The sequence below is a fragment of the Nocardiopsis changdeensis genome (assembly GCF_018316655.1).
Taxonomy (GTDB): Bacteria; Actinomycetota; Actinomycetes; order Streptosporangiales; family Streptosporangiaceae; genus Nocardiopsis; species Nocardiopsis changdeensis.
Genome location: NZ_CP074133.1, coordinates 5,988,481 through 6,011,770 on the forward strand (window position 1 = coordinate 5,988,481; position 23,290 = coordinate 6,011,770).

Genomic DNA, 23,290 nt, shown 5'->3' on the forward strand with positions numbered 1-23,290 from the left:
GTTCCTTTTCGGGTGGTGCGTCCCGATTCGCGCAGGTCAGGCCCTACCGCGATCGGGTGAGGACGGCCGGGAGGAAGTCTACTGCGGAGGTAGGGAAGCCCGATGGGGGCGGGTGGTCGTAGCCACCCACCCCCATCTCACGAGGACTCCGCTCAGCCCTTGAGCCAGCTCATCAGCGGGCGCAGCTCGGCGCCCACCTTCTCGATCTGCTCGTTCTGCTCGGCCTCGCGGCGCTTGGTGAACGTCGGCTGCCCGGCGTCGAACTCGTCCATGAGCTCCTTGGCATAGGAGCCGTCCTGGATCTCGCGCAGGATCTTGCGCATCTCCTCGCGGGTCTGCTCGGTGATGAGGCGCGGACCGCGGGTGTAGCCGCCGTACTCGGCGTTGTCCGACACCGACCAGTTCATCTTGGAGATGCCGCCCTCGTACATGAGGTCGACGATGAGCTTCAGCTCGTGCAGGCACTCGAAGTAGGCGATCTCCGGCTGGTAGCCCGCCTCGACCAGGGTGGCGAAACCGGCCTTGACCAGCTCCTCGGTGCCGCCGCAGAGGACGACCTGCTCACCGAACAGGTCGGTCTCGGTCTCCTCCTCGAACGTGGTCTTGATGACGCCGGCCTTGGTGCCGCCGATGCCCTTGGCCCACGACAGCGCGAGGTCCCAGGCCTGGCCGCTGGCGTCCTTCTCGACCGCGACCAGGCAGGGGACGCCGCGCCCGGCCTCGAACTGGCGGCGCACCAGGTGGCCCGGGCCCTTGGGGGCGACCATGGCGACGTCCACGCCCTCGGGCGCGGTGATGAGCCCGTAGCGGATGCTGAAGCCGTGGCCGAAGAAGAGGGCGTTGCCCGGCTCCAGGTTGGGCTCGATCTCCGCGGCGTACAGGTCGCGGTGGATGTGGTCCGGGACCAGGATCATGATGACGTCGGCCTCGCGGGTGGCCTCCGCCGGGGTGAGGACGCGCAGGCCCTCCTCCTCCGCCTTGGCGCGGCTCTTGGAGCCCTCGGCCAGGCCGATCCGGACGTCGACGCCCGAGTCCCGCAGCGACAGCGCGTGCGCGTGGCCCTGGCTGCCGTAACCGATCACGGCGACCTTCTTGCTCTGGATGAGCCCGAGGTCCGCGGCGTCGTCGTAGTACATCTGTGCTGCCACTTGGGGTTACTCCTTGTTCTTCACATTCGTTGGGGGACGCGGGGGCACCCGGCCGTGTCCGGGCGCCGGGATCCTCAGGCGGTGCGTTCGACCGCCCGCAGGGAGCGGTCGGTGATCGACCGCGGCCCGCGCCCCAGGGCGACCAGCCCTGACTTGACCAGTTCCCGGATGCCGAACGGCTCCAGGTTCTTCACCAGGGCATCGAGCTTCTCGGGGTCGCCGGTGGCCTCGATGACGACGACGTCCGGGCTGACGTCCACGACGTGCGCGCGGAACAGCTCGGCCGTCTGAAGCACATGGGTGCGGCTCGACGCGTCGGCCTTGACCTTCACGAGCAGCAGCTCGCGCTGGACCGACGCGGTGGTGTCCATCTCCACGATCTTGACGACGTTGATCAGCTTGTTGAGCTGTTTGGTCACCTGCTCCAAGGGGTGGAGGTCGCAGTTGACCACGATCGTCATCCTGGACAGGCCCGGATACTCGGTGGTGCTGACACTGAGCGAGTCGATGTTGAACCCGCGGCGGGAGAAGAGGGCAGAGGCTCGGGCGAGGATGCCCGGGGTGTCCTCCACCAGGACGGAAAGCGTGTGACGGCTCATGGTGGTCGGCCTGCTCCTCTTAGTCCTCGGTGTCCCAGCTCGGCGCCATGTCGCGCGCGTACTGGATGTTGTCGTTGCTGACGCCGGGCCCGACCATCGGCCAGACCATCGCGTCGTGGTTGACCGTGAAGTCGATGACGACCGGGACGTCGTCGATCGCCATGGCCTTCTCGATGGTGGCGTCGACGTCCTCCGCGCGCTCGCACCGCAGGCCGACACAACCGTACGCCTCCGACAGCTTGACGAAGTCCGGAATGCGGACCTTCTCGTCGCGGGGCGAGGTCTGCAGGTCGGTGTTGGAGTAGCGGCCCTCGTAGAACAGGGTCTGCCACTGCCGGACCATGCCCAGGTTGCCGTTGTTGACCACGGCGACCTTGACGGGGATGCCCTCGATGGCGCAGGTGGCCAGCTCCTGGTTGGTCATCTGGAAGCAGCCGTCGCCGTCGATCGACCAGACCGTGCGGTCCGGGTCGCCGACCTTGGCGCCCAGGGCGGCGGGGACGGAGAAGCCCATGGTGCCCAGGCCGCCGGAGTTGACGAACGCGCCCGGGCGCTCGTAGTCGATGAACTGGGCGGCCCACATCTGGTGCTGGCCGACGCCCGCCACATAGGTGGCCTCGGGGCCGACGACCCTGCCCAGCCGCTCGATGACCATCTGCGGGGAGAGGGTGCCGTCGTCGGGGGCGTCGTAGCCCTTGGGGTAGGTCTCCTGGAGGCGGCCGAGCTGCTGCCACCAGGCCCCGTAGTCCCCGGCGCGGCCCTTCTCCTGGTCGCCGCGGACGGCGACGACCAGGTCGGCGAGCACCTCGCGGCAGTCGCCGACGATGGGGACGTCGGCGTGGCGGTTCTTGGAGATCTCGGCCGGGTCGATGTCGGCGTGGACGATCTTGGCGTCGGGGGCGAAGCTGTCCAGCCGGCCGGTGACGCGGTCGTCGAACCGGGCCCCCAGGGCGACGATCAGGTCGGCCTTCTGGAGGGCGCCGACGGCGGCGACGTCGCCGTGCATGCCCGGCATGCCGACGAACTGGGGGTGGCTGTCGGGGAAGACGCCGCGGGCCATCAGCGTGGTGACGACCGGGACGCCGGTCAGCTCGGCCAGGACGCGCAGCTCGGCCGAGGCGCCGGCACGCAGGACGCCGCCGCCGACGTACAGGACGGGGCGCTTGGCGTCGAGGATCATCCGGGCGGCCTCGCGGACCTGCTTGCCGTGCGGCTTGGTGACCGGGCGGTAGCCGGGCAGGTCCAGGCGCTCGGGCCAGACGAACTCGGCGCCGGCCTGGAGCGCGTCCTTGGAGATGTCGACCAGGACCGGGCCGGGGCGGCCGCTGGAGGCGATGTGGAACGCCTCGGCGACCGTGCGCGGGATGTCGCGCACGTCCTTGACCAGGAAGTTGTGCTTGGTGATCGGCATCGTGATGCCGCAGATGTCCGCCTCCTGGAAGGCGTCCGTGCCGATCATCGGGGAGGCGACCTGCCCGGTGATGGCGACCATGGGCACCGAGTCCATGTAGGCGTCCGCCAGCGGCGTGACCAGGTTGGTGGCACCGGGGCCGCTGGTGGCCATGCAGACCCCGGGCCGGCCGGTGGCGTAGGCGTAACCCTCGGCTGCGTGACCGGCGCCCTGCTCGTGGCGCATGAGGATGTGGCGCACCTTCGCGGAGTCGTAGAGGGGGTCGTAGGCGGGAAGGATGGCGCCGCCGGGAATCCCGAAGACGGTGTCGACACCGACCTGCTCCAGCGACCTGATCAGCGATTGTGCGCCGGTCATCTGCTCGGTCATCTCAAGATCCTTAGCGAGGGCCCAGAGCGGCACGGGGGCTCTGGTTCGTGGTGGGACTGACTCGTCGTGGCCTGGTGCGGCAATAAAAAAACCCCCACCGCCCATGGCGGTCGAGGGGTGGCGCGCAGCAGAAGTGACTCAGTGGGCTGCGCGCCGACCAAGTACGAGAATCAGGGAGTTGCTCTTCACGCTCCCAACCTTGGCCGAAGAGGCGTCCGCCCGTCAACCAGAACTTCATATTGTCTCGCATACTGAGACACCAATGTCAGCATGCGACCGCCGTTGCCCCGCGGACACCCCCCTGAACAGGACGAACACCGAAAAAGCCCCTGTTACGTGTAACGGAGAACACGTAACAGGGGCCATGGAGTCAACCCGTTAGCCCGCCTTAACGTCCCTCGCCGAAGACGTCCTCGGCCCGTTCGGCACGAGCTGCCCGGTTCAGCCAGATGTCCAGCTGGTCCCGGTCGGTCTCGCGCTCGATCCGCTGCCGGGCCTCCTCGGAGACCTCGACCCCCCTGGCTTCGAGCACGGTGAGCACCGCCCCGGCCTTGCCCTTGGTCTCGCCCTCGCGGAAGAGGCGTCCAACGAACTCGGTCTTGAACTCGTAGTCCTTCAGCTTCATGAGCGTCTCCAGGATTCCGGGGGCCGTGGCCTTCAAGGCCGCGAGCACATAGTCAGAGTACAGCGACGTCGAGGAGCCATCGAGGCTTCGCAGAGCCGCGTTCAACGCGGACAGCACGGCTTCGTCCTCACCCTTGGGCGGATTATTGGCCAGGGACAGGATGGTCAGCATCGGCCGGGCCGCGGCCGTCTTCGTATCGGTGATCGGCCGGAGGGTGTCCAGGGCCAGGACCAGGGGACGGATCTCCCCGCAACCCAGATCGATGGGCTCGGCGAAGTGCCGGGCCAGCGATGACGTGGGAGTGAGCACCAGGAGTGCCACCGGACACTCCAGACGCATGCGGGTGTTGGCGACGTAGGCGGGCCAGCGGTAGTACTTGCGGTCGTCCCGCTTGTTCTGGGGCTCGACGATGACCGCCAGCACCGGGACCGGGTCGTCTCCCTTCTCATGCGGGTAGGGCGGCCGCTCGCAGACCACCACCGAATCCGAGGTCAGGTGGGTCATGGCCGTACTGGTGGCCTCCGCGGCGTCGCAGCGGACGCGGGTGAACTCCGGCAGCGATTCACCGGCGATCTCCTGGAGGAGCTCCACCGCCGACTCCGGATCATTGCGGATCAGGTCGAGGGGGAACTCGTGCTGATAAGAGGGCATGGTGGAAAAGTAGCGACCTCATCAGCGTTTCCGCAGGTGAACGCCGCTATTTCCGCATTGCGTACGAATTGTCCTACAGGTTGGCGCCGGCCTCGCCGCCGACGAGGGACTCCACACCGGAGGCGGCCATGGGGCGGGCGACCAGGAAGCCCTGGCCGCGGTCGCAGCCCATCGCCCGCAGCTGCTCCAGCTGCTCGGGGCGCTCGATGCCCTCGGCGACCACCTGGACGCCCAGGTCCCGGCCGAGCTGGATGATCGTGTGCGTGAGCAGGGTGACCGTGTCGTCGCGGCCCAGGTCGGCGATGAACGACGGGTCGACCTTGATGGCGTCCACGCTCAGCCGGCGCAGGTGCGCCAGCGAGGCGTACCCCATGCCGTAGTCGTCGATGGCCAGCTGCACGCCCAGCTCCCGCAGCTCCGCCAGGCGCTGCACCGCCTCGCCGCCGCCGTCGAGCAGGACGTCCTCGTCCACCTCCAGGGTGAGCACCTCGGCGGACAGGCCGGATTCGGCGAGCGCCGACTCCACCGCCTCCACGAAGCGCGGCGACAGCACCTGCTTGACGGACAGGTTGACCGACAGGCCGATGTCCCAGTCCGAGACCCGCCACACCGCGACCTTCTCGCACGCCTCCCGCAGGATCCACTCCCCCAGCGGCACGATCAGCCCGGACTCCTCGGCCGCGCCCAGGAACCCGTCCGGGCCGACGGTCTCGCCGTCGCGGTTCCAGCGCACCAGCGCCTCCACCGACGTCACCTGGGACGTGCCCAGGTCCACGATGGGCTGGTACTCCAGGAAGAACTCGCCCTCCGCCAGCGCCCGGCGCAGCCGGATCTGGAGCTCCAGCCGGGACACCACCGTGTCGTGCATGTGCGCCGCGTACACCTCGACGTTGCCCGGCCCGCGCTCCTTGGCCCGGGTCAGCGCCACGTCGGCGTTGCGCAGCAGGTCGCCGCTGTCGGTGTCCGGCTCGGCGAAGGCCACCCCCAGGCTGGCCGTCAGCACCAGCTCCCGGTCGGCCACCTGGAACGGCTCCGAGGCGATCACCCGGCCCAGCCGCTCGGCCAGGTCCACCACCCGCTGCGCCCGGGGCACGCCCTCGATGAGGACGGCGAACTCGTCGCCGCCCCAGCGCGCCAGCGTCGCACCCGACTCCAGCTCCCCACGCAGCCTGCGCGCCGCCTGCGCCAGCAGGTGGTCGCCGCGCACGTGCCCGGCGGAGTCGTTGACCGCCGTGAACCCGTCCAGGTCCAGGAAGAGCACCGCGATGTCCCCGGTGAGCTCGTCGCTGATCGCCCGGTGCGCCAGCACGTCGCTGGCCCGCTCCTCCAGGTAGGCCCGGTTGGGCAGCCCGGTCACCCCGTCGTGGAAGGTCAGGTGCTCGACCTCGTCCTGGAGCGCCACCTGCGCGCTGATGTCCCGGGTGGTCACCAGCAGCCGGTCCGGCTCGCCGGGCTGCTCGTACAGGGACACCGTGGACTCGGTGTGCCGCCAGGTGCCGTCCGCCGCGCGTACGCGCAGCCTCAGGTGCACGCCCTGGCCGTCGCGCGCGTCGAACAGGGCGGTGACCGCCTCGACGCGGTCCATGTCCTCGGGGTGGATGAGCGCCGTCACCGGCGCGGCCAGCACGTCGTCCAGCCGGTACCCGAACGCCTCCGCGGTGCCCGGGCTGACGTAGGTCACCCCGCCGTCGCGGTCCAGCACCAGGATGACGTCGCCGCTGTTGCGGGCCAGCTCGTGGAAGTGCCCCTCGCGGTTGCGCACCATCCGGGTGAGGGTCGCGTTCTCCTCCAGCATGCCGAGGATGCGCACCAGCAGAACGAGCACGGCGGTGCCCGCCGCCAGCGGCAGCACCGGGGCCACCCCCGGCAGCCGCAGGCCCGCCACCGTGAGCACCACCGCCGAGATCGCGACGGCGCCCACCGCGGCCAGCTCCGGGGCGAACCGGTACAGGCCCCGCCCGGTGATCCTGCGCGGCCGGGCGCCGGGGCGGTGCTCCACCAGCCACGGCAGCGCCCCCATCAGCGCGAACCCCAGGAAGCGGACGGGGTGCTCCAGCCCGCCCAGCACCGGCGGCCCGGTCAGGCGGCTGATGGCTCCGAGCATGTCCGAGGCGGCGATGACGATGAGCGCGCCGATCGCCAGCAGCACCGCGCGCCGCGTGCTGTGCGGCGACATGAAGACCAGCGGGATCAGCAGGCACAGCACCGCGATGTCGGCCACCGGGTACACCAGGGCGAAGCCCAGTACCCCCGAGCCCTCGCCCAGCTCGTCGTAGAGCGGCGAGAACAGCAGCAGCCACACCACGGCGAAGACGGCGGCCGCGCACACGTAGCTGTCGGTGATGTGCCGCAGCGCGGTGCGCAGGCCCCCCGGCCAGGGGGCGAAGCGGGTGAACCCCACCACGAACAGCGGCAGCGCCGCCAGCGCGAACAGGTCGCCCAGGGTCAGGGACAGCACCGACCCGGAGCTGAGTATCCGGGTGATGCCGTGGGTGACGCCGCCCGCGCACCAGGCCAGGGCGGCGAAGCCGAGGTTGCGCAATGCGGCCGGGCCGTCCGCTCCGTCGGCGTGGGCCTCCCGGTCGGCGCCGGTGGCCGCCCAGCGGCGCGACGCCAGCAGCAGGGACGCGCCCGCGGCCCCGGCCGCCGCGGAGGCGGGCCACTCGCCGAGCAGGGACGCGACGGTGCCCTCCTCCCCGACGGGGACCAGGGTCGCCGCGAGGTAGACGAGGAACAAGGCGACGAGCCCGCTGACCGACAGGCGACGTGCCCGGGTTCCCATTACCGACCTCCCAGCGGGCGCGCTGTGGACTCCGTGGCGGATCGCCGCGGACACGCTCTCTCCTCGGACATGGAGCACCCACCTCGCGTCGTGACGATTCCGGGCGCGCTCGGACGTGCGGCGCGCGGACCGGCGATCTCGTGGGACCGGGACGTCCCGGCGGCGGGCGGTCGCCGTCGACCGCGGCACCACCGTGCGGTCGCAACCCTATGCAACCAAGGTCACATGGCGATTGAGGACCGGACGAGAGATGACGACGGAGTCGTCACCCATCGTGACCGCCATAGCGGACGCCGGAGTCCCCTGAATGCTCCCGGGTGTGCCGCGCCCGTCATCCGGCAACCGCGGCACACCCTGAACCCTAGGGGATCCGGGACGGGCACCGTCCCGCTCCCGGCGTGGCGCCGGGCACACGCGGGGTCAGGAGACGCCGAGCCGCTCCAGGATCAGCTGCCGGGCGCGCCCGGCGTCGGCCTGCCCGCGCGTCGCCTTCATGACCGCGCCGACCAGGGCGCCGGCCGCGGCGACCTTGCCGCCGCGCACCTTGTCCGCGGCGTCGGGGTCGGCGGCGATGGCGGCGTCGACGGCGGCGCCCAGCGCGCCGTCGTCGCTGACGACCTTGAGGCCGCGGGCCTCGACGACCGCGTCGGGCTCGCCCTCACCGGCGAGCACGCCCTCGACGACCTGGCGGGCCAGCTTGTTGGTGAGCGTGCCCTCGGCGACCAGGGCGATGATCCGCGCGACCTGGCCGGGGGTGATCGGCAGGGCGGACAGCTCCACCTCCTGCTCGGTGGCGCGGCGGGACAGCTCGTTCAGCCACAGCTTGCGGGCCTCGCCCGAGGGCGCCCCGGCGGCGACGGTGGCCTCCACCAGCTCGACCGCGTCCGCGTTGACCAGGTCGCGCAGCTCGGTGTCGCTGAGGTTCCACTCGGCGCGGATGCGGGCCCGCTTGGCGGCGGGCAGCTCCGGCAGGGTGGCGCGCAGCTCCTCGACCCACTCCGCGGACGGGGCGACCGGGACCAGGTCGGGGTCCGGGAAGTAGCGGTAGTCCTGCGCCTCCTCCTTGCTGCGGCCGGAGACGCTGGAGCCGGTGTGCTCCTGGAAGTGGCGGGTCTCCTGGACGACCCTGCCGCCCGCCTTGAGCACGCCCGCCTGCCGCTCGATCTCGGAGCGGACGGCGCGCTCGACCGAGCGCAGGGAGTTGACGTTCTTGGTCTCGCTGCGGGTGCCCCACTCGGCGGCGCCGCGCTCGTTGATGGAGACGTTGACGTCGCAGCGCATGGAGCCCTCCTCCATGCGGACGTCGGAGATGCCCAGGGAGCGGACCAGGTCGCGCAGCTCGGCGGCGTAGGCGCGGGCCACCAGCGGGGCCAGCTCGCCGGTGCCGGTGATCGGCTTGGTGACGATCTCCAGCAGCGGGATGCCCGCGCGGTTGTAGTCGACGATGGAGTACTCGGCGCCGTGGATGCGGCCGGTGGCCCCGCCCACGTGGGAGGTCTTGCCGGTGTCCTCCTCCATGTGGACGCGCTCGATCTCCACCCGGAACTCGCGCGGCCCGTCGGGGGTGTCCACCGTCACGTCCAGGTACCCGTCGACGCAGATCGGCTCGTCGTACTGGGAGATCTGGTAGTTCTTCGGCATGTCCGGGTAGAAGTAGTTCTTCCGGGCGAACCGGCCCCAGGGGGCGACGGAGCAGTTGAGCGCCAGGCCCAGGCGGATGGCGCCCTCGACGGCCTTGGCGTTGACCACCGGCAGGGAGCCGGGCAGCGCCAGGCATACCGGGCACACCTGGGTGTTGGGCTCCGCGCCGAACCCGGTCGGGCAGGAGCAGAACATCTTCGAGGCGGTACCCAGCTCGATGTGGGTCTCCAGGCCGAGCACCGGCTCGTATTCGGCCAGCGCCTGCTCGTAGGCCACCGGGCCGCCGTTGGTGGTGGGAGTCACCGCGTGGGCCATCGCCGCAAACCCGTTTCCGTAGAGGACATACCTTCCAGGTCAGCCTACCGAGCGCCCGGGGGTGACGCGTCCGACGCCGGATGTCACGTGATGCGCACGATCAGGCCACCGTAGAGGTGTTCCTTCGTCACCCACGGTGCCGGACCGTTAGTCTGAGTGTCCCCAGGAGACGATTTCGCCAGGCCGAACACGGGAGCTGTACATGGGCGTCCTGCTTCGGTGCGCAACGCTGTTTTCCTCGGTCGCCCTCGTCGCGGCCCTGGCCGGAGCCCCGGCCGCCCTCGCCGACGACTTCTCCCGTGTGGAGCGCGACGCCGTGGCCGGGACGGACCTCGTCACCGCCGGCGGCGGACCCGTGCCCACCGCGCTCTACAGCCTGCGGACCGGGAACGAGGGCGCCGTGCGCGCCTACACCGCCTCGCCCGACGGCGAGGTCCGCCGGCGTGCCGCCTACGTGGAGTCGGGCTGGTCCGACACCGGGGCCGGGGACGGCGACCGCGCCCGGTGGATCGTCGCCCACTCCTACCCCCACGTGGACCTGCTGGCACTGGGCCTGGACGTCGGCCTGCCGCTGGGCGAGGAGCAGGCGATCGCCGGCACCCAGGCCGCCCTGTGGAAGGTGCTGTCGGGCACCGAGCCGGACCGCGAGGCCAACGACGAGGCCGTGCTGGCCCTGTACGACCACCTGACCGAGGCCGAGGGGGTCCTGCCGGCGGGGCCGCGCCCGCTGACCGTGGACCCCGGCCACCTGGAGGCCACCGCCCCGCAGGAGCCCCTGGGCCCGCTCACCGTGTCGAGCACCGGCGACGGGCCGGTGAGCCTGTCGCTCAGCGGGGCGCCCGCCTCCTGGCTGGTGGACGCGCAGGGCGACCGGACCGACCGGGCCGTCGACGGCGACCCGGTGTACCTGGACGTGAGCCCGTCCGTCCCGGCCGGGGTGGTGACCCTGCACGTGCGCGGCGAGGACCTGCCGCTGGCCGAGGGGAGCCTGTTCACCGGCCGCGACGGGGTGCGCACCCGCCCGCTGGTCACCGCCGAGCCGGCCGAGGCGACCATCACCACCACGGCGACGGTCACCTGGCGCGCCCCGAGCCCCGAGCCGACTCCGGTGCCCGAAACCCCGGCCGAAACCCCGGAGCCGGAGCCCGAAGAGCCCCTCACCGAGGCCGTACCGAGCCCGGAGGCCACGCCGACCGAGGCCGACCGAATCCCCGAGGAGGACCTGCCGACGACGGGCACCTGGCTGTCGGGGCTGCTGGTCATCGCGGGGGCCCTGGTGGTATCGGGCCTGATCATCCTGGTTCTGGGCCGCAAGCGACGCGAGTGACCCCCGTTCAGTTGCATAACATTCGCCCATAATGCGGCCTTGTCCGCGCGCCATTTTTTCTCGCCCGTATCCGGTCACATTTTTCGCGAACCGGGTTGGAAGTGGCGAATGGGATCGCTAGTATCGGGCGGGCGATCGACCTAGTGCGGCGCCGCAGGCCCGCCCCCGCGAGACGGCTCAGCCCGGGACCGGGACGCACCCACGCCCTTCCCCATGGCTCCACGCCGCCTGACCCCGACGTTGCTACCCCCGACCCGGACGCACGTGTGGCGGCCTGTACCGCCCGTCCTTCGCACGGATCGCACCGCGGTCCCCTACCGCGACCCGAACCGTTTCCATCCGGTCACCCCTAGATGACACCGGGATACGACTTGACTCAGATCTCCCTCCTCCGCACCGCCGGGCGCGCGGGCCTGGCGGCCACCGCCGCCGCCTTCCTCGCCTTCGGCCTGGCGGCCCCCGCCTCCGCCGAGCCCGAGCTCTACGAGGGCGCGGTCACCGGCACCTACGTCGGCAACGCCGAGAGCGGCACCCGCGTCAAGATGGACGGCGGCGCCGCCTCCACCAGCCTCTTCAACCTGAAGCTGCAAGACGGCACCATCCTCACCACGTACTGCATCGACTTCAGCACGAGCATCGTGAGCGGCGCGGGCTACGCCGAGGACAAGTGGGAAAACTACCCGGGCAAGGGCGACTTCGCCGAGCCCGCCAAGGTCCACTGGATCCTCCAGAACGCCTACCCGAACGTCAGCGCCGAGGAGCTGGGCGCCGCCGCCGGGGTCGAGGGCCTGACCCCGAAGGACGCCCTGGGCGGCACCCAGGCCGCCATCTGGCACTTCAGCAACGGCATGGACCTGACCGACGACAACTCCGCCGGCGTCAAGGCCGTCTACGAGTACCTGGTCGGCAATGCCGAGGACCTGCCGCAGACCTCCGAGCCCGACGCGACCCTGAGCATCACCCCCGGCACCGCCGAGGGCGTGGCCGGCACCACGGTCGGCGAGTTCACCATCGAGACCAACGCGACCTCCGCCATCGAGGTGGACCTGACCGCCCCCGCGGGCGTCGAGCTGGTCGACCTGGAGACCGGCGAGGCCGTGACCGAGGTCGAGAACGGCGACAAGGTCGGCTTCGAGGTGCCCGCGGGCACCGAGGCCGGCCAGGCGTCCTTCGCTCTGGAGACCAGCGCCCACGTCGCGACCGGCCGCCTGTTCCAGGGCATCGAGATCGTGACGCAGACCCTGATCACCGCCGAGGGCGGCGACACCACGGCCTCCGCCTCGGCCTCCGCCACCTGGACCGCCGGCGGCGGCGAGGAGCCCACCCCCTCCCCGTCCCCGTCCGAGGAGCCCAGCGAGTCCCCCTCGCCGACCCCGGGCCCGACCCCGACGCCGTCGGAGTCCCCCTCCACCCCGGCCTCCCCGAAGCCGAGCGCCCCGGACGATGACCGTCCGGCCCTGCCGGTCACCGGTGGCGCCCTGGCCGGCCTGGTCGCCGCGGGCATCGCCGCCCTCGGCGCCGGCGGCGGTGCGATCTACCTGAGCCGCAAGCGCAAGGCGGCCGGTACCTCCACCGAGGACTAAGGCCACCTCGTGAGAGCCCCCTCCCGGGATTCACCCGGGAGGGGGCTTTCGCGTGTACACCGTTCGCCCCGCCCGCGCGTCCTCTTCCCGGGAGCCGCGAACCGCGCTCCGGGGCCCCGCCCCTCTCGGCTTGGTGGGGACATCCCATATCGCTAATATCGGTCACGCGGTATTCGCCGACTCCCCGCTCACCCTCCTCACGGTGTTCCTCCTGCCGTGCGAGCATCCCCTGGTCCCTCCGCGGACACCACCGCAGAACTCAAGGAAGAGACGTGACGAACGTGTCCCTCCCCCGTGCCCTCGGGCGCACGACCGTCGCCGCAGGCGCGGCAGCCCTCCTCGCCCTGGGCCTGGCCGCCCCGGCCGCCGCCGACAACGCCGTCCGCGCGCAGTACACGGGCACCACCGGCCCGAACAGCGTCCAGATCACCATGGGCGGCCAGAACGTCGGCGCGACGATGTTCGAACTCACGCTGGAAGGCGGGGACACCTTCAGCGCGTACTGCATCGACCTGGAGACGAGCACCCGCAACAACGCCTGGTACGTCGAGGACGCCTGGGCGAACTACCCGGGCAAGGGCGACTTCACCGCGCCGGGCAAGGTCCACTGGATCCTCCAGAACAGCTACCCGACGGTCTCCGCCCAGGAGCTCGGGCAGCAGGTCAACCTGCCCCGCCTGTCCGAGTCCCACGCGATGGCCGCCACCCAGGCCGCCATCTGGCACTTCACCAACGGCGCCGACCTGGGCCGCGCCCCGGCCAACGTCACCAAGGTCTACCGCCACCTGATCGAGAGCGCCGAGGACCTCCCCCAGGAGCCGGGCCCGTCCCTGACCGTCACCCCCGGCACCGCCGAGGGCGAGGCCGGGTCGACCGTCGGCGAGTTCGCCATCGAGACCAGCGCCGCCTCCGTCCCGGTCACCGTCGAGGCCCCCGCGGGCGTCGAGCTGGTGGACCTGGAGACCGGCGAGGCCGTCTCCGCCGTCGAGAACGGCGACAAGGTCGGCTTCGAGGTGCCCGCGGGCACCGAGGCCGGCCAGGCGTCCTTCTCCCTGGAGACCACCGCCGAGGTGTCCGCGGGCCGCCTGTTCAAGGGCGAGGACCCGGCCAAGCCGACCCAGACGCTGATCACCGCCAAGTCCGAGGACGTCACCGTCTCGGCCTCCGCGACGGCCACCTGGACCGCCGGCGGCGGCGAGGAGCCCTCCCCGAGCCCCTCCCCGTCCCCCTCCGAGGAGCCCAGCGAGTCCCCGGAGCCGACCCCGGGCCCGACCCCGACCCCGACGCCGTCGGAGTCCCCCTCCACCCCGGCCTCCCCGAAGCCGACCGCTCCGGACGATGACCGCCCGGCCCTGCCGGTCACCGGTGGCGCCCTCCTCGGCCTGGTCGCCGCGGGTGTCGCCGCCCTCGGCGCCGGCGGCGGCGCGATCTACCTGAGCCGCAAGCGCAAGGCCGCTTCCGGCCAGGAGTAATCCACCGGCCCTGGGGCCCCGTCCTGTTACAGGACGGGGCCCTTTGTCATGTGTTCAACGGACAAAAACCCCAACTGTGGACACAGTGCACTTGAGCCACTACCGAGGGTTGGTCTCATGGAGTCGAATCGCTACCATCGGCCCGGTATCCCCCAGCGGAACAGGTACCCCGCCACCGTTCCCGAGCACCTCTCCCCCTCCGCTCCCCCCGACGGAAAGAGAACCGTGAACACGTCCGCACTCCGCCGCCCCGCCCTCGCCGTGGTCGCCGCCACCGTGCTCCTCGCGGGCCCGCTGGCCCTCCCGGCCGCCGCCGACCCCGTCCGCGGGCGGTACACAGGGGTCGACGAGCACGGGCACGGGATCGTCATGCGGGGCGAGGAGTTCACCACCACCGCGACCTTCGGCCTCGACCTGGGCGACCGCACCCTACCGACCTACTGCATCGACTTCCGGACCGGGATCGTGGGGGACGCCTGGTACGTGGAGGACAGCTGGGCCGACTACCCGGGCGAGGGGGACTTCAGCGAGCCGGGCCGGGTCCACTGGATCCTCATGAACTCCTACCCGGTCGTGGAGATCGGCGACCTGCGCGAGGAGACCGGCATCCCGGGGCTGACCAAGGCCGAGGCCCTGACGGCGACCCAGGCGGCGATCTGGCACTTCAGCAACGGGCTCGACCTGGAACAGGTGGAGCAGAACCCGGACCTGCCCACGGTCTCCGAGGAAGAGGTGGTGGAGCTCTACGAGCTCCTCGTCGCCGACGCGCGGGAACTGCCCGACGAGCCGCCGACCGCCCTGTCGGTGTCCCCCGAGGAGGCGTCGGGGCTGGCCGGGGAGACCGTCGGCGAGTTCACCGTGGAGACCAGCGCCGCGTCGGTGCCCGTCGAACTGGACGCGCCCGACGGCGTGGAGGTCGTCGACCTGGCGACCGGGGAGGCCGTCGAGACCGTGTCGGACGGCGACCGGATCGGGCTGTCGGTCCCGGCGGACGCCGCCGCGGGCGAGGCCGGGTTGACCCTCGCCGCGGAGGCGGCGGTGCTGACCGGGCGCCTGTTCAAGGGCGAGGACGCCGACGAGCCCACCCAGACGCTCATCGCGGCGGCCGACGGCGAGATCACCGTCTCCCGCACGGTGACCGCGGCCTGGGACGAGGCGGGCGGGACCCCGCCGCCGATCGCGAGCCCCTCCGCGAGCCCGGTGGCCGCGGCGGCCGACGACCGCGGCCTGGCCCTGACCGGACCGACCGTCGCCGCCCTGGTGGCGGTCGCGGCGGTCCTCATCCTGGGCGGCCTGGCCTTCCTCCTGGCCGCGCGCCGCCGCCGCACCGCCCGGGACTGACCCCGAACCCGGGGCCCGGACCGTACCCCCCACGGCCCGGGCCCCGCCCCCACCCCCGGGGAGCCGACCACTACCGGAGGCGGCGCGGTGCTCCCGCCCCGCCGGGCCCTCCACCCGACCGAGGCGGCCGGGGCACGGCCGGAGGGCCTTCACCCTGAGGGGCCCCGACCCCCCGGCGCGACCGGGGCCCCGGGGCGGAGGCACACTCACGGCCCGGGCACACGACGGCGCCCGCCGCCCCGGAGGGGGCGGCGGGCGCCGTGCGTCCGTCCTTCGCGCCTACGCGTTGACCGCGTACGGGCTGCGCGCGATGAGCGCGCCGTCCCGGTCGGCCAGGGCGCGCTCGACCGCGGCCGCCACCCGGTAGGTGCGGTCGTCGGCCAGCGGCGGGGCCATGATCTGCAGGCCCACCGGCAGCCCGTCCTCCGGCGCCAGGCCGCACGGCACCGACAGCGCCGCGTTGCCCGCCAGGTTGGACGGGATGGTGCACAGGTCCGCCAGGTACATCGCCATCGGGTCCTCGGCGCGCTCGCCGATCGGGAACGCGGTGGTCGGCGTGGTCGGCGAGACCAGCACGTCCACGCTCTCGAACGCCGCGTCGAAGTCGCGCTTGATGAGCGTCCGCACCTGCTGGGCGCTGCCGTAGTAGGCGTCGTAGTAGCCGCTGGACAGCGCGTAGGTGCCCAGCATGATCCGCCGCTTCACCTCGGGGCCGAAGCCCTGGGCGCGGGTCAGCGACATGACCTCCTCGGCGCTGCGCGTGCCGTCGTCGCCGACGCGCAGCCCGTAGCGCATGGCGTCGAACCGGGCCAGGTTGGACGAGCACTCGCTGGGCGCGATGAGGTAGTACGCCGACAGGGCGGCGTCGAAGCTGGGGCAGGACACCTCGACGATCTTGGCGCCCAGGGACTCCAGCAGCTCCAGGCTCTCGTGGAAGCGCTGGCGCACCCCGGCCTGGAAGCCGTCGCTGTCCAGCTCCTTGACCACGCCGACGCGCAGGCCGTCGATGTCGCCGCGGCGGGCGGCCTCGACGATCGGCGGGACGGGGGCGTCGATGGAGGTGGAGTCGCGCGGGTCGTGCCCGGAGAACGCCTCCTGGAGCAGGGCGGCGTCGAGCACGTTGCGCGCGAACGGGCCGGGAGTGTCCAGGGAGGAGGCGAACGCGATCATCCCGTACCGGGACGAGCCGCCGTAGGTGGGCTTGGCGCCGACCAGGCCGCACACGGCGGCGGGCTGGCGGATGGAACCGCCGGTGTCGGTGCCGGTGGCCAGGGGGGCCTCGAACGCGGCGACGGCCGCGGAGGACCCGCCCGAGGACCCGCCGGGGATGCGGTCGGTGTCCCACGGGTTGCGGGTGACCTGGTAGGCGGAGTTCTCGGTGGAGGAGCCCATGGCGAACTCGTCCATGTTGGTCTTGCCCAGGATGACCAGCCCGGCCTCGCGCAGGCGCGCGGTGACGGTGGCGTCGTAGGGCGGCTGCCAGCCCTCCAGGATCTTGGAGGCGGCGGTGGTGGGCATGTCCTTGGTGACGAACACGTCCTTGTGGGCGACGGGCACGCCGGCCAGCGGGCCCTGCTCCTCGCCCGCGGCGCGGCGGGCGTCCACGGCCCGGGCCTGCTCCAGGGCGGTCTCCCGGCGCACGTGGAGGAAGGCGTTGATCTCGCCGTCCACGGCCTCGATCCGGTCCAGGTAGGCGTTGGCGGCCTCCTCCGCGGAGACCTCGCCCGCCTTGATCGCCGCGCCGAGGTCGGCGGCGCTGAGACTGACGATGTCGCTCATGGCTACTCCTCCTCCCCGAGGATGCGCGGGACCCGGAACCGCTGCTCCTCCACCGCCGGGGCCCCGGACAGGGCCTGCTCCGGGGTGAGGCACGGCCGGGCCTCGTCGGGGCGGAAGACGTTGGTCAGCGGCAGGGCGTGCGAGCTCGGCGGGATGTCGCCCTTGGCGACCTCCTGCACCTTGGCCACGGCGGTGAGGATGTCACCGAGCTGGGCGGCGAGCGTGTCGAGCTCGCTCTCGTCGAGCGCCAGCCGCGACAACCGGGCGAGGTGCGCGACCTCATCGCGGGTGATGGCGGTCATGAGTGTCTAACCGTTTCTTCGGCGGACGGGCTAACCCGTCAATCCTATGGCTCCCCCGCCGTCCCCGGTGCCGGTACACCGAGGCCGGGACCGGGATCACCCGGGTGCCGGCCCCGGCCGGGGCCCTGACCGCCGCCCGCCCCGGCCGGCCCGCTCCCCCGGTGTCCGGTGAGCCAGGCGGGGACGTCGGCGGCGGGCATCGGCCGGGCGAAGTAGTGGCCCTGGGCGGCCTGGCAGCCGGTGTCGCGGGCCGCCTCGGCCAGGGCCCGGGTCTGCACGCCCTCGGCGGTGGCGCGCATGCCGAGCGCGTTCACCAGGGCGATGGCGGCGCGGACGACGGTGGGGCCGTTGCCGGTGCCGTCGGTGAGCCGGGCGGTGAACGACCCGTGGATCTTGACCTCGTCCAGCGGCAGCCCGGCGAGCTGGACCAGGGTGAAGTGGCCGGTGCCGAAGTCGTCGAGGGCCAGCCCCACCCCCAGGTCGCGCAGCCGGTGGACGGCGGCGGTGGCGGCCTCGGTGTCGGTGATCAGGGCGTTCTCTCCGATCTCCAGCACCAGCCGCTCGGGCGGGACCCCGTGTTCGGCCAGGGCGGCGGCCACGGTGTCGGGCAGGTCGGGGTGCAGGAGTTCGCGCACGCCCAGGTTGACGGAGACGGGCAGCATGACGCCGCGCTCGCGCCAGCGCGCGGCGCGGGCCAGGGTGATGTCCAGGACCTGCCCGGTGAACGCCCGGAACAGGTGGGACTCCTCCACGACCGGCATGAACTCCCCCGGCTCCAGCAGCCCCCGGGAGGGGTGCCGCCAGCGGGCCAGGGCCTCCAGCCCGACGGCGTGCCCGTCGTCCAGGCTGACCTTGGGCTGGTAGTGCATCTCCAGGGCGCCCTCGGTGAGCCCGCGGCGCAGTTCGCTGAACAGGCTGAGCCGGGCGGTGGAGTTGCGGTCCTTGCCGGGGTCGTAGGACTCCACCCCCGAGCGGGCGGACTTGGCGACGTACATGGCGACGTCGGCACGCTGCATGAGGTGCTCGAAGTCGACGGCGTCCTCGGGGTGCAGGGCGATGCCGATGCTGGCCTCCAGGTCGAGGTCCATGCCGTCCAGGCGGACGGGTTCGCTCAGGGCGCCGCGCAGCCGGGTGGCGACCTCGGCGGCGGCCTCGGTGTCGCGGATCTGGGGCAGCAGCACGGCGAACTCGTCGCCGCCGAGCCGGGCGACGAGGTCGCCGGGGCGGACGCTGTGGGTGAGCCGCCCGGCGACCGTCTGGAGCAGCCGGTCGCCGGTGGGGTGCCCCAGGGTGTCGTTGACCTCCTTGAACCGGTCCAGGTCGAGCAGGAGCAGGCCGACCCGGCCGCCGCGCCGCCGGGCGGCGTCGATCTCCTGGTGGGCCCGGACGGTGAGGAGCTTGCGGTTGGCCAGCCCGGTGAGCTCGTCGTGGTTGGCCTGGTGGTCGCGTTTGACCGACAGCAGGGCGCTGCCGTGCAGGGCGAGCAGCGGCAGCGCGAACAGCGGCACGTACAGCACCGAGTGGGTCGCGGTGACGGCCACGAGGGGCGCCAGCGCGATGAGGACCGCGTTGACCCGGGCCTGGCGCCCGATGCCCTTGAACAGGACCTGGGACAGCGACACGCGTTCGTGCATGGCGACGGCGCAGGTCACCAGCACCCGGTTGACCGCGAAGTAGGCGGCCCCGGCCAGGCCGACGGCGATGAGGCCCTCTCCGGCGGGGATCCAGCCGGTGGCGCGCAGCGGCGGCAGGACCAGGCGCAGGACGGCGTCGGCGGCGCCCAGGGACAGCACGTACTGGGCGGCGTTGAACGCGGTGCGGTGGGCGGCGTGGCCGCGGGCGAACCCGGCGATGACGGTGGCGGCGGCCTGGACGAGCCCGGCCAGGGGCAGCCCCTGGAAGATGACCAGGGCCAGGGAGAACGGCAGCGAGGTGGGGACGCCGTCGCCGGGCGCCTGTCCGGGGATGGCGATGGGGCGCAGCTCGCCCAGCACGACCATGACGAGCAGGACCCAGGTGAGGGGTTCGACGGCGTACCGGAGCAGGTCGGGACCGGCCCACGGCAGGGCGGCGGCGAGCAGGAGCGTCCCGGAGACGACGGTGCCCGCCATGTACAGCCAGAGCGGGGTGCCGGCGCGGGGGCCGATGTCCCGGGTGCTGATGGGGTCTCTCATGCGTGCTGTCCTCATGAGGGGGACGCGGAGACCGGCGGCACCGTCGGTGCCACCGCTCCTGATGGTTCCGGCCTGCGGGAGCGGTCACCCCTCCATGACCGAATCCCGGGATCGGTGGTGCCCGTTTCACGGGGTGCACTGTCCACCTTACGCCGCTTCGTCACCAAGTGTCGCCTGTTCGGAACTATCAGTTAACCAAGACGCGGGTCGATTGTGACGTGAACCGGGAAAAAGATACGGCGGCCCGGAACGAACCCCGATCCGCACGCCCGCAGAACAGGCGTGCGGCTCCGGGCGTGCCGGGCCGCCGTATCCGGTGCGCTACTCCTGCGCGGGGGCCTCCTCCGCCGCGGCCCCGGAGCCGTCCCCGGCCTTTTCGGCCCCGGCCTCGGCCCCAGCGGCGTCCCCGTCCCCGGGCTCCTCCTCCGGCGGGTTGATCCGCACCTTCTCCGCCGCCTCGGGCCCCGCCTCCAGCAGCACGCGGAACCCCTGCTCGTCGAGGATCGGCACGCCCAGCTTGACGGCCTTGTCGTACTTGGACCCGGGGCTGTCGCCCACCACCACGAACCCGGTCTTCTTGGACACCGACGCCGTGGCCCGGCCGCCGCGTTCGGCGATCGACTCCTTGGCCCCGTCCCGGGTGAAGCCCTCCAGCGAGCCGGTGACCACCACGGTCACTCCGTCCAGCACGCCCGAGAGGGCCTCGTCGACCTCGTCCTCCATGCGCACCCCGGCCGCCGCCCACTTGGCGACGATCTCCCGGTGCCAGTCGACCTCGAACCACTCCCGGATGGAGCGGGCGATGGTCGGGCCGATCCCGTCCACCGCGGCCAGCTCCTCCTCCGAGGCGGCGCGGATGGCGTCCATCGACCGGAAGTGCCGGGCCAGGTCCTCGGCGGCGCGCGGGCCCACGTGCCGGATGGACAGCGCCACCAGCACCCGCCACAGCGGGCGCGACTTGGCGATCTCCAGCTGCTCGAACAGCTTCTCCACGGTCTTCTTGGGCTCGCCCTTGAGGTTGGCGAAGAACGAGACGACCTTGGGCTCGCCGGTCTTGGGGTCGGTCTTGGGCTCGGAGGTGTCGGGGTCGAGCACGTGGGTGCGGATCGGCAGCAGCTGCTCGACGGTGAGGTCGAACAGGTCGCCCTCGTCCTTGAGCGGGGCGTCGGCGGGCTCCAGCGGCTGGGTCAGCGCGGTGGCCGCCACGTACCCGAGCGCCTCGATGTCCAGGGCCTTGCGGCCGGCCACGAAGTACACCCGCTCGCGCAGCTGTCCGGGGCAGGACCGGGCGTTGGGGCAGCGCAGGTCGACGTCGCCCTCCTTCTGCTGGCCCAGCGGCGTCCCGCACTCGGGGCACTTCTCCGGCATGACGAACGGCCGCTCGCCGCCGTCGCGTTTCTCCACCACCGGCCCGACGATCTCGGGGATGACGTCGCCCGCCTTGCGCAGCACCACCGTGTCGCCGATGAGCACGCCCTTGCGCTCGACCTCCTGGGCGTTGTGCAGGGTGGCGAACTCCACCTCGGACCCGGCGACGAACACCGGCTCCATCACGCCGTAGGGGGTGACCCGGCCGGTGCGGCCCACACCGACCTTGATGTCCACCAGCTTGGTGGTGACCTCCTCCGGCGGGTACTTGTACGCGATCGCCCAGCGCGGGGCGCGGCTGGTCGACCCCAGCCGCCGCTGGAGGGCGAAGTCGTCCACCTTGATGACGATGCCGTCGATCTCGTAGGCGGGCTCGTGCCGGTGCTCCTGGTAGTGGGCGACGTAGGCGCGCACCTCGTCCATGGTGGACACGACCTTGTAGCGGTCGCTGAGCGGCAGCCCCCACTCCCCCAGCAGGGCGTACGCCTGCGACTGGCTCGTGAACCGCACGTCCTCCGAGCCCTGCGCCGGGGTGTAGGCGCCCACGCCGTGCACGATCATCGACAGCGGCCGGGTGGCGGTGACCCGCGGGTCCTTCTGCCGCAGCGAGCCGGCCGCGGCGTTGCGCGGGTTGGCGAAGGGGGTGTGCTCGCCGGTCTCGGTGATGCGCCGGTTGAGCGCCTCGAACGCCTCCACCGGCAGGAACACCTCGCCGCGCACCTCCAGCAGCTCGGGCGCCGGGCGCACGCTCTCGTCGAGCTGCTCGGGCACGACGTCGATGGTGCGGATGTTGAGGGTGATGTCCTCGCCCACCCGGCCGTCGCCGCGGGTGGCGGCGCGCACCAGGCGGCCCTTCTCGTAGACCAGGTCCACGGCCAGGCCGTCGATCTTCAGCTCGCACAGGTAGGCGCCCACGGGCACCTCCGCCGAGGCGCGGTCCGCCCAGGCGTTCAGCTCGTCGAAGTCGAAGGCGTTGCCCAGGCTCTCCATCCGCACCAGGTGCTCGACCGCGGCGAAGTCGACGCTGATCGGCGCGCCGACCTTCTGGGTGGGCGAGTCCTGGGTGATGAGCTGCGGGTGCTCCTCCTCGATGCCGCGCAGCTCGCCCATGAGGGCGTCGTACTCGGCGTCGGAGATGACGGGGTTGCCCAGGTAGTAGCGGTAGCTGTGGTCGTCCAGCTCCCGGGAGAGCTCCTCGTGCCGGTTGCGCGCCTCGTCGGGGATCTCGGTGCTGTTCTCGGGCGCCACGTGGCCGCCTTTCCGTCTCGTGCTCGACTACGACCGGTGGGGCTCGTCCCGCAGGACGCGCGCCCCGTTCCGGACGGCCTTCAGGGCCGCCCGGGCGTGCTCGGGGGAGGCACCGGCCAGCCCGCACGCGGGGGTGGGCACCACCGCACGGGTCAGCAGGTCAGGGCCGAAACCCAGCCGGTTCCACAACTCGCGTACGACCTCGACGTTAGCCGCCGGGTCGGACATTCGGTCGCGCTGCGCGGGGGGCGGATCGACCGCCGGAACGACGCCCAGCATCAGGCCGACACCGGCCTCCACGGCGGTGCCGACCATGTCGTCGTGGCGCCGGTCGAGCAGCGCGGCGTCCAGGCCCAGCGCCCGCGCGCCGCTGCGGCGCAGCAGGTCGAGCGGGGCGTTGGCGGCGCAGCAGTGGACGACGGGCACCGCCCCGGCCTCCTCGACGGCGCCGAACAGGGTGCGCAGCACCTCCTCCACGCGGACCCGGTCCACCGCGCGCAGCCGCCCGTAGCCGCTGGCGGTGGGCAGGGCGCCCATGAGGACGGCGGGCAGGGAGGGCTCGTCCACCTGGACGAGGAGGCGGGCGCCGGGCACCCGCTTGCGGGCCTCGGCGATGTGCGCGAGCACCCCCTCCAGGTGGGAGGCGGCCAGGTCGCGGTAGGCGCCGGGGTCGGCGGCCATGCGCTGGCCGTTGCGCAGTTCGACGGAGGCCGCCATCGTCCAGGGGCCGGCCACCTGGATCTTGAGGGCGCCCTCGTAGGCGTGGGCGTGCTCGGCCAGGAGGTCCAGGTCGCGGGAGAGGAAGCCGCGGGCGCGGTACAGGTCGCGGCCGGGCGAGTCGGCGACGCGCCAGCCGGTGGGCTGCACCTCGACGGGGAACTCCACCAGGAGCCCGGCGGTGCGGCCGATGACGTCGGCGCCGACCCCGCGGCCGGGCAGCTCGGGCAGGTGCGGCAGGTCGGGGAGTTCGCCCAGGACGGTGCGGACCGCCTCGTCGGGGTCCTCTCCGGGCCAGGACCCGACCCCGGTGGAGGAGGCGGCGGGCCAGGGGTAGGGGTGCTGTTCGCTCACATCGCCCAAGGTTAGGGCAACGGCGGGCCAAGGAACGGTACGGCGCGGCCGCCCGGCCGGTCCGGCGCCGGGAGGGGGCGGCGC

The 23,290-nt window shown here is 72.5% G+C and carries 15 protein-coding genes; 4 read left to right on the forward strand and 11 right to left on the reverse strand.

What is annotated here, in order from left to right:
- Positions 1–152 precede the first annotated feature (152 nt).
- The 6 genes from ilvC to gatB form a co-directional block, all read right to left on the reverse strand.
- Positions 153–1,148, reverse strand: coding sequence for a ketol-acid reductoisomerase (gene ilvC / locus KGD84_RS26945; RefSeq protein ID WP_220563143.1), 996 nt, complete (start codon positions 1,146–1,148; stop codon positions 153–155).
- Between the two features lie 74 nt (positions 1,149–1,222).
- Complete coding sequence (ilvN, locus tag KGD84_RS26950; RefSeq protein ID WP_220563144.1) at positions 1,223–1,747, reverse strand: acetolactate synthase small subunit; 525 nt, start codon at positions 1,745–1,747, stop codon at positions 1,223–1,225.
- Positions 1,748–1,766: 19 nt separating this feature from the next.
- Positions 1,767–3,527: an acetolactate synthase large subunit gene (locus KGD84_RS26955; RefSeq protein ID WP_220563145.1), complete on the reverse strand. Its 1,761-nt coding sequence runs from the start codon at positions 3,525–3,527 to the stop codon at positions 1,767–1,769.
- A 388-nt stretch (positions 3,528–3,915) separates the two neighbouring features.
- Positions 3,916–4,803 carry a hypothetical protein gene (locus KGD84_RS26960; protein ID WP_220563146.1) on the reverse strand — a complete coding sequence of 296 codons (888 nt, stop codon included), beginning with the start codon at positions 4,801–4,803 and terminating at the stop codon, positions 3,916–3,918.
- Between the two features lie 73 nt (positions 4,804–4,876).
- Complete coding sequence (locus tag KGD84_RS26965; RefSeq protein WP_220563147.1) at positions 4,877–7,585, reverse strand: putative bifunctional diguanylate cyclase/phosphodiesterase; 2,709 nt, start codon at positions 7,583–7,585, stop codon at positions 4,877–4,879.
- 420 nt (positions 7,586–8,005) lie between these two features.
- Positions 8,006–9,502, reverse strand: coding sequence for an Asp-tRNA(Asn)/Glu-tRNA(Gln) amidotransferase subunit GatB (gatB, locus tag KGD84_RS26970; protein WP_220565340.1), 1,497 nt, complete (start codon positions 9,500–9,502; stop codon positions 8,006–8,008).
- 241 nt (positions 9,503–9,743) lie between these two features.
- Here gatB and KGD84_RS26975 point away from each other — a divergent pair, with 241 nt between their 5' ends.
- The 4 genes from KGD84_RS26975 (at position 9,744) to KGD84_RS26990 (ending at position 15,264) form a co-directional block, all read left to right on the forward strand.
- Positions 9,744–10,868, forward strand: coding sequence for a thioester domain-containing protein (locus KGD84_RS26975; RefSeq protein WP_220563148.1), 1,125 nt, complete (start codon positions 9,744–9,746; stop codon positions 10,866–10,868).
- 371 nt (positions 10,869–11,239) lie between these two features.
- On the forward strand, positions 11,240–12,451 hold the full coding sequence (locus tag KGD84_RS26980; protein ID WP_220563149.1) for a thioester domain-containing protein: 1,212 nt from the start codon (positions 11,240–11,242) through the stop codon (positions 12,449–12,451).
- Positions 12,452–12,723: 272 nt separating this feature from the next.
- Positions 12,724–13,923 (forward strand): thioester domain-containing protein, encoded by a 1,200-nt coding sequence (locus KGD84_RS26985; protein ID WP_220563150.1) that lies wholly within the window; start codon positions 12,724–12,726, stop codon positions 13,921–13,923.
- 225 nt (positions 13,924–14,148) lie between these two features.
- Positions 14,149–15,264, forward strand: coding sequence for a thioester domain-containing protein (locus tag KGD84_RS26990; protein WP_255646836.1), 1,116 nt, complete (start codon positions 14,149–14,151; stop codon positions 15,262–15,264).
- Positions 15,265–15,543: 279 nt separating this feature from the next.
- Here the strand turns inward: KGD84_RS26990 and gatA are convergent, their stop codons facing one another.
- The 5 genes from gatA to KGD84_RS27015 all read right to left on the reverse strand — a co-directional run bounded on the left by gatA (position 15,544) and on the right by KGD84_RS27015 (position 23,206).
- Positions 15,544–17,043: an Asp-tRNA(Asn)/Glu-tRNA(Gln) amidotransferase subunit GatA gene (gatA, locus tag KGD84_RS26995; protein ID WP_220563152.1), complete on the reverse strand. Its 1,500-nt coding sequence runs from the start codon at positions 17,041–17,043 to the stop codon at positions 15,544–15,546.
- Between the two features lie 2 nt (positions 17,044–17,045).
- A complete protein-coding gene (gene gatC / locus KGD84_RS27000; RefSeq protein ID WP_220563153.1) occupies positions 17,046–17,345 on the reverse strand; it encodes an Asp-tRNA(Asn)/Glu-tRNA(Gln) amidotransferase subunit GatC in 300 nt (99 codons plus the stop codon).
- Between the two features lie 44 nt (positions 17,346–17,389).
- Complete coding sequence (locus KGD84_RS27005; RefSeq protein WP_220563154.1) at positions 17,390–19,519, reverse strand: putative bifunctional diguanylate cyclase/phosphodiesterase; 2,130 nt, start codon at positions 19,517–19,519, stop codon at positions 17,390–17,392.
- Between the two features lie 321 nt (positions 19,520–19,840).
- Positions 19,841–22,135 (reverse strand): NAD-dependent DNA ligase LigA, encoded by a 2,295-nt coding sequence (gene ligA, locus KGD84_RS27010; RefSeq protein ID WP_220563155.1) that lies wholly within the window; start codon positions 22,133–22,135, stop codon positions 19,841–19,843.
- Between the two features lie 27 nt (positions 22,136–22,162).
- A complete protein-coding gene (locus KGD84_RS27015) occupies positions 22,163–23,206 on the reverse strand; it encodes a methionine synthase (protein ID WP_220563156.1) in 1,044 nt (347 codons plus the stop codon).
- Positions 23,207–23,290: the final 84 nt, after the last annotated feature.

Excerpts from the sequence above, each read along its gene's own strand:
- ilvN (WP_220563144.1), bottom strand. The coding sequence starts at position 1,747 with ATGAGCCGTCACACGCTTTCCGTCCTGGTGGAGGACACCCCGGGCATC.
- KGD84_RS26955 (WP_220563145.1), bottom strand. The coding sequence starts at position 3,527 with ATGACCGAGCAGATGACCGGCGCACAATCGCTGATCAGGTCGCTGGAG.
- KGD84_RS26960 (WP_220563146.1), bottom strand. The coding sequence starts at position 4,803 with ATGCCCTCTTATCAGCACGAGTTCCCCCTCGACCTGATCCGCAATGAT.
- KGD84_RS26965 (WP_220563147.1), bottom strand. The coding sequence starts at position 7,585 with ATGGGAACCCGGGCACGTCGCCTGTCGGTCAGCGGGCTCGTCGCCTTG.
- KGD84_RS26975 (WP_220563148.1), top strand. The coding sequence starts at position 9,744 with ATGGGCGTCCTGCTTCGGTGCGCAACGCTGTTTTCCTCGGTCGCCCTC.
- gatA (WP_220563152.1), bottom strand. The coding sequence starts at position 17,043 with ATGAGCGACATCGTCAGTCTCAGCGCCGCCGACCTCGGCGCGGCGATC.
- gatC (WP_220563153.1), bottom strand. The coding sequence starts at position 17,345 with ATGACCGCCATCACCCGCGATGAGGTCGCGCACCTCGCCCGGTTGTCG.
- KGD84_RS27005 (WP_220563154.1), bottom strand. The coding sequence starts at position 19,519 with ATGAGAGACCCCATCAGCACCCGGGACATCGGCCCCCGCGCCGGCACC.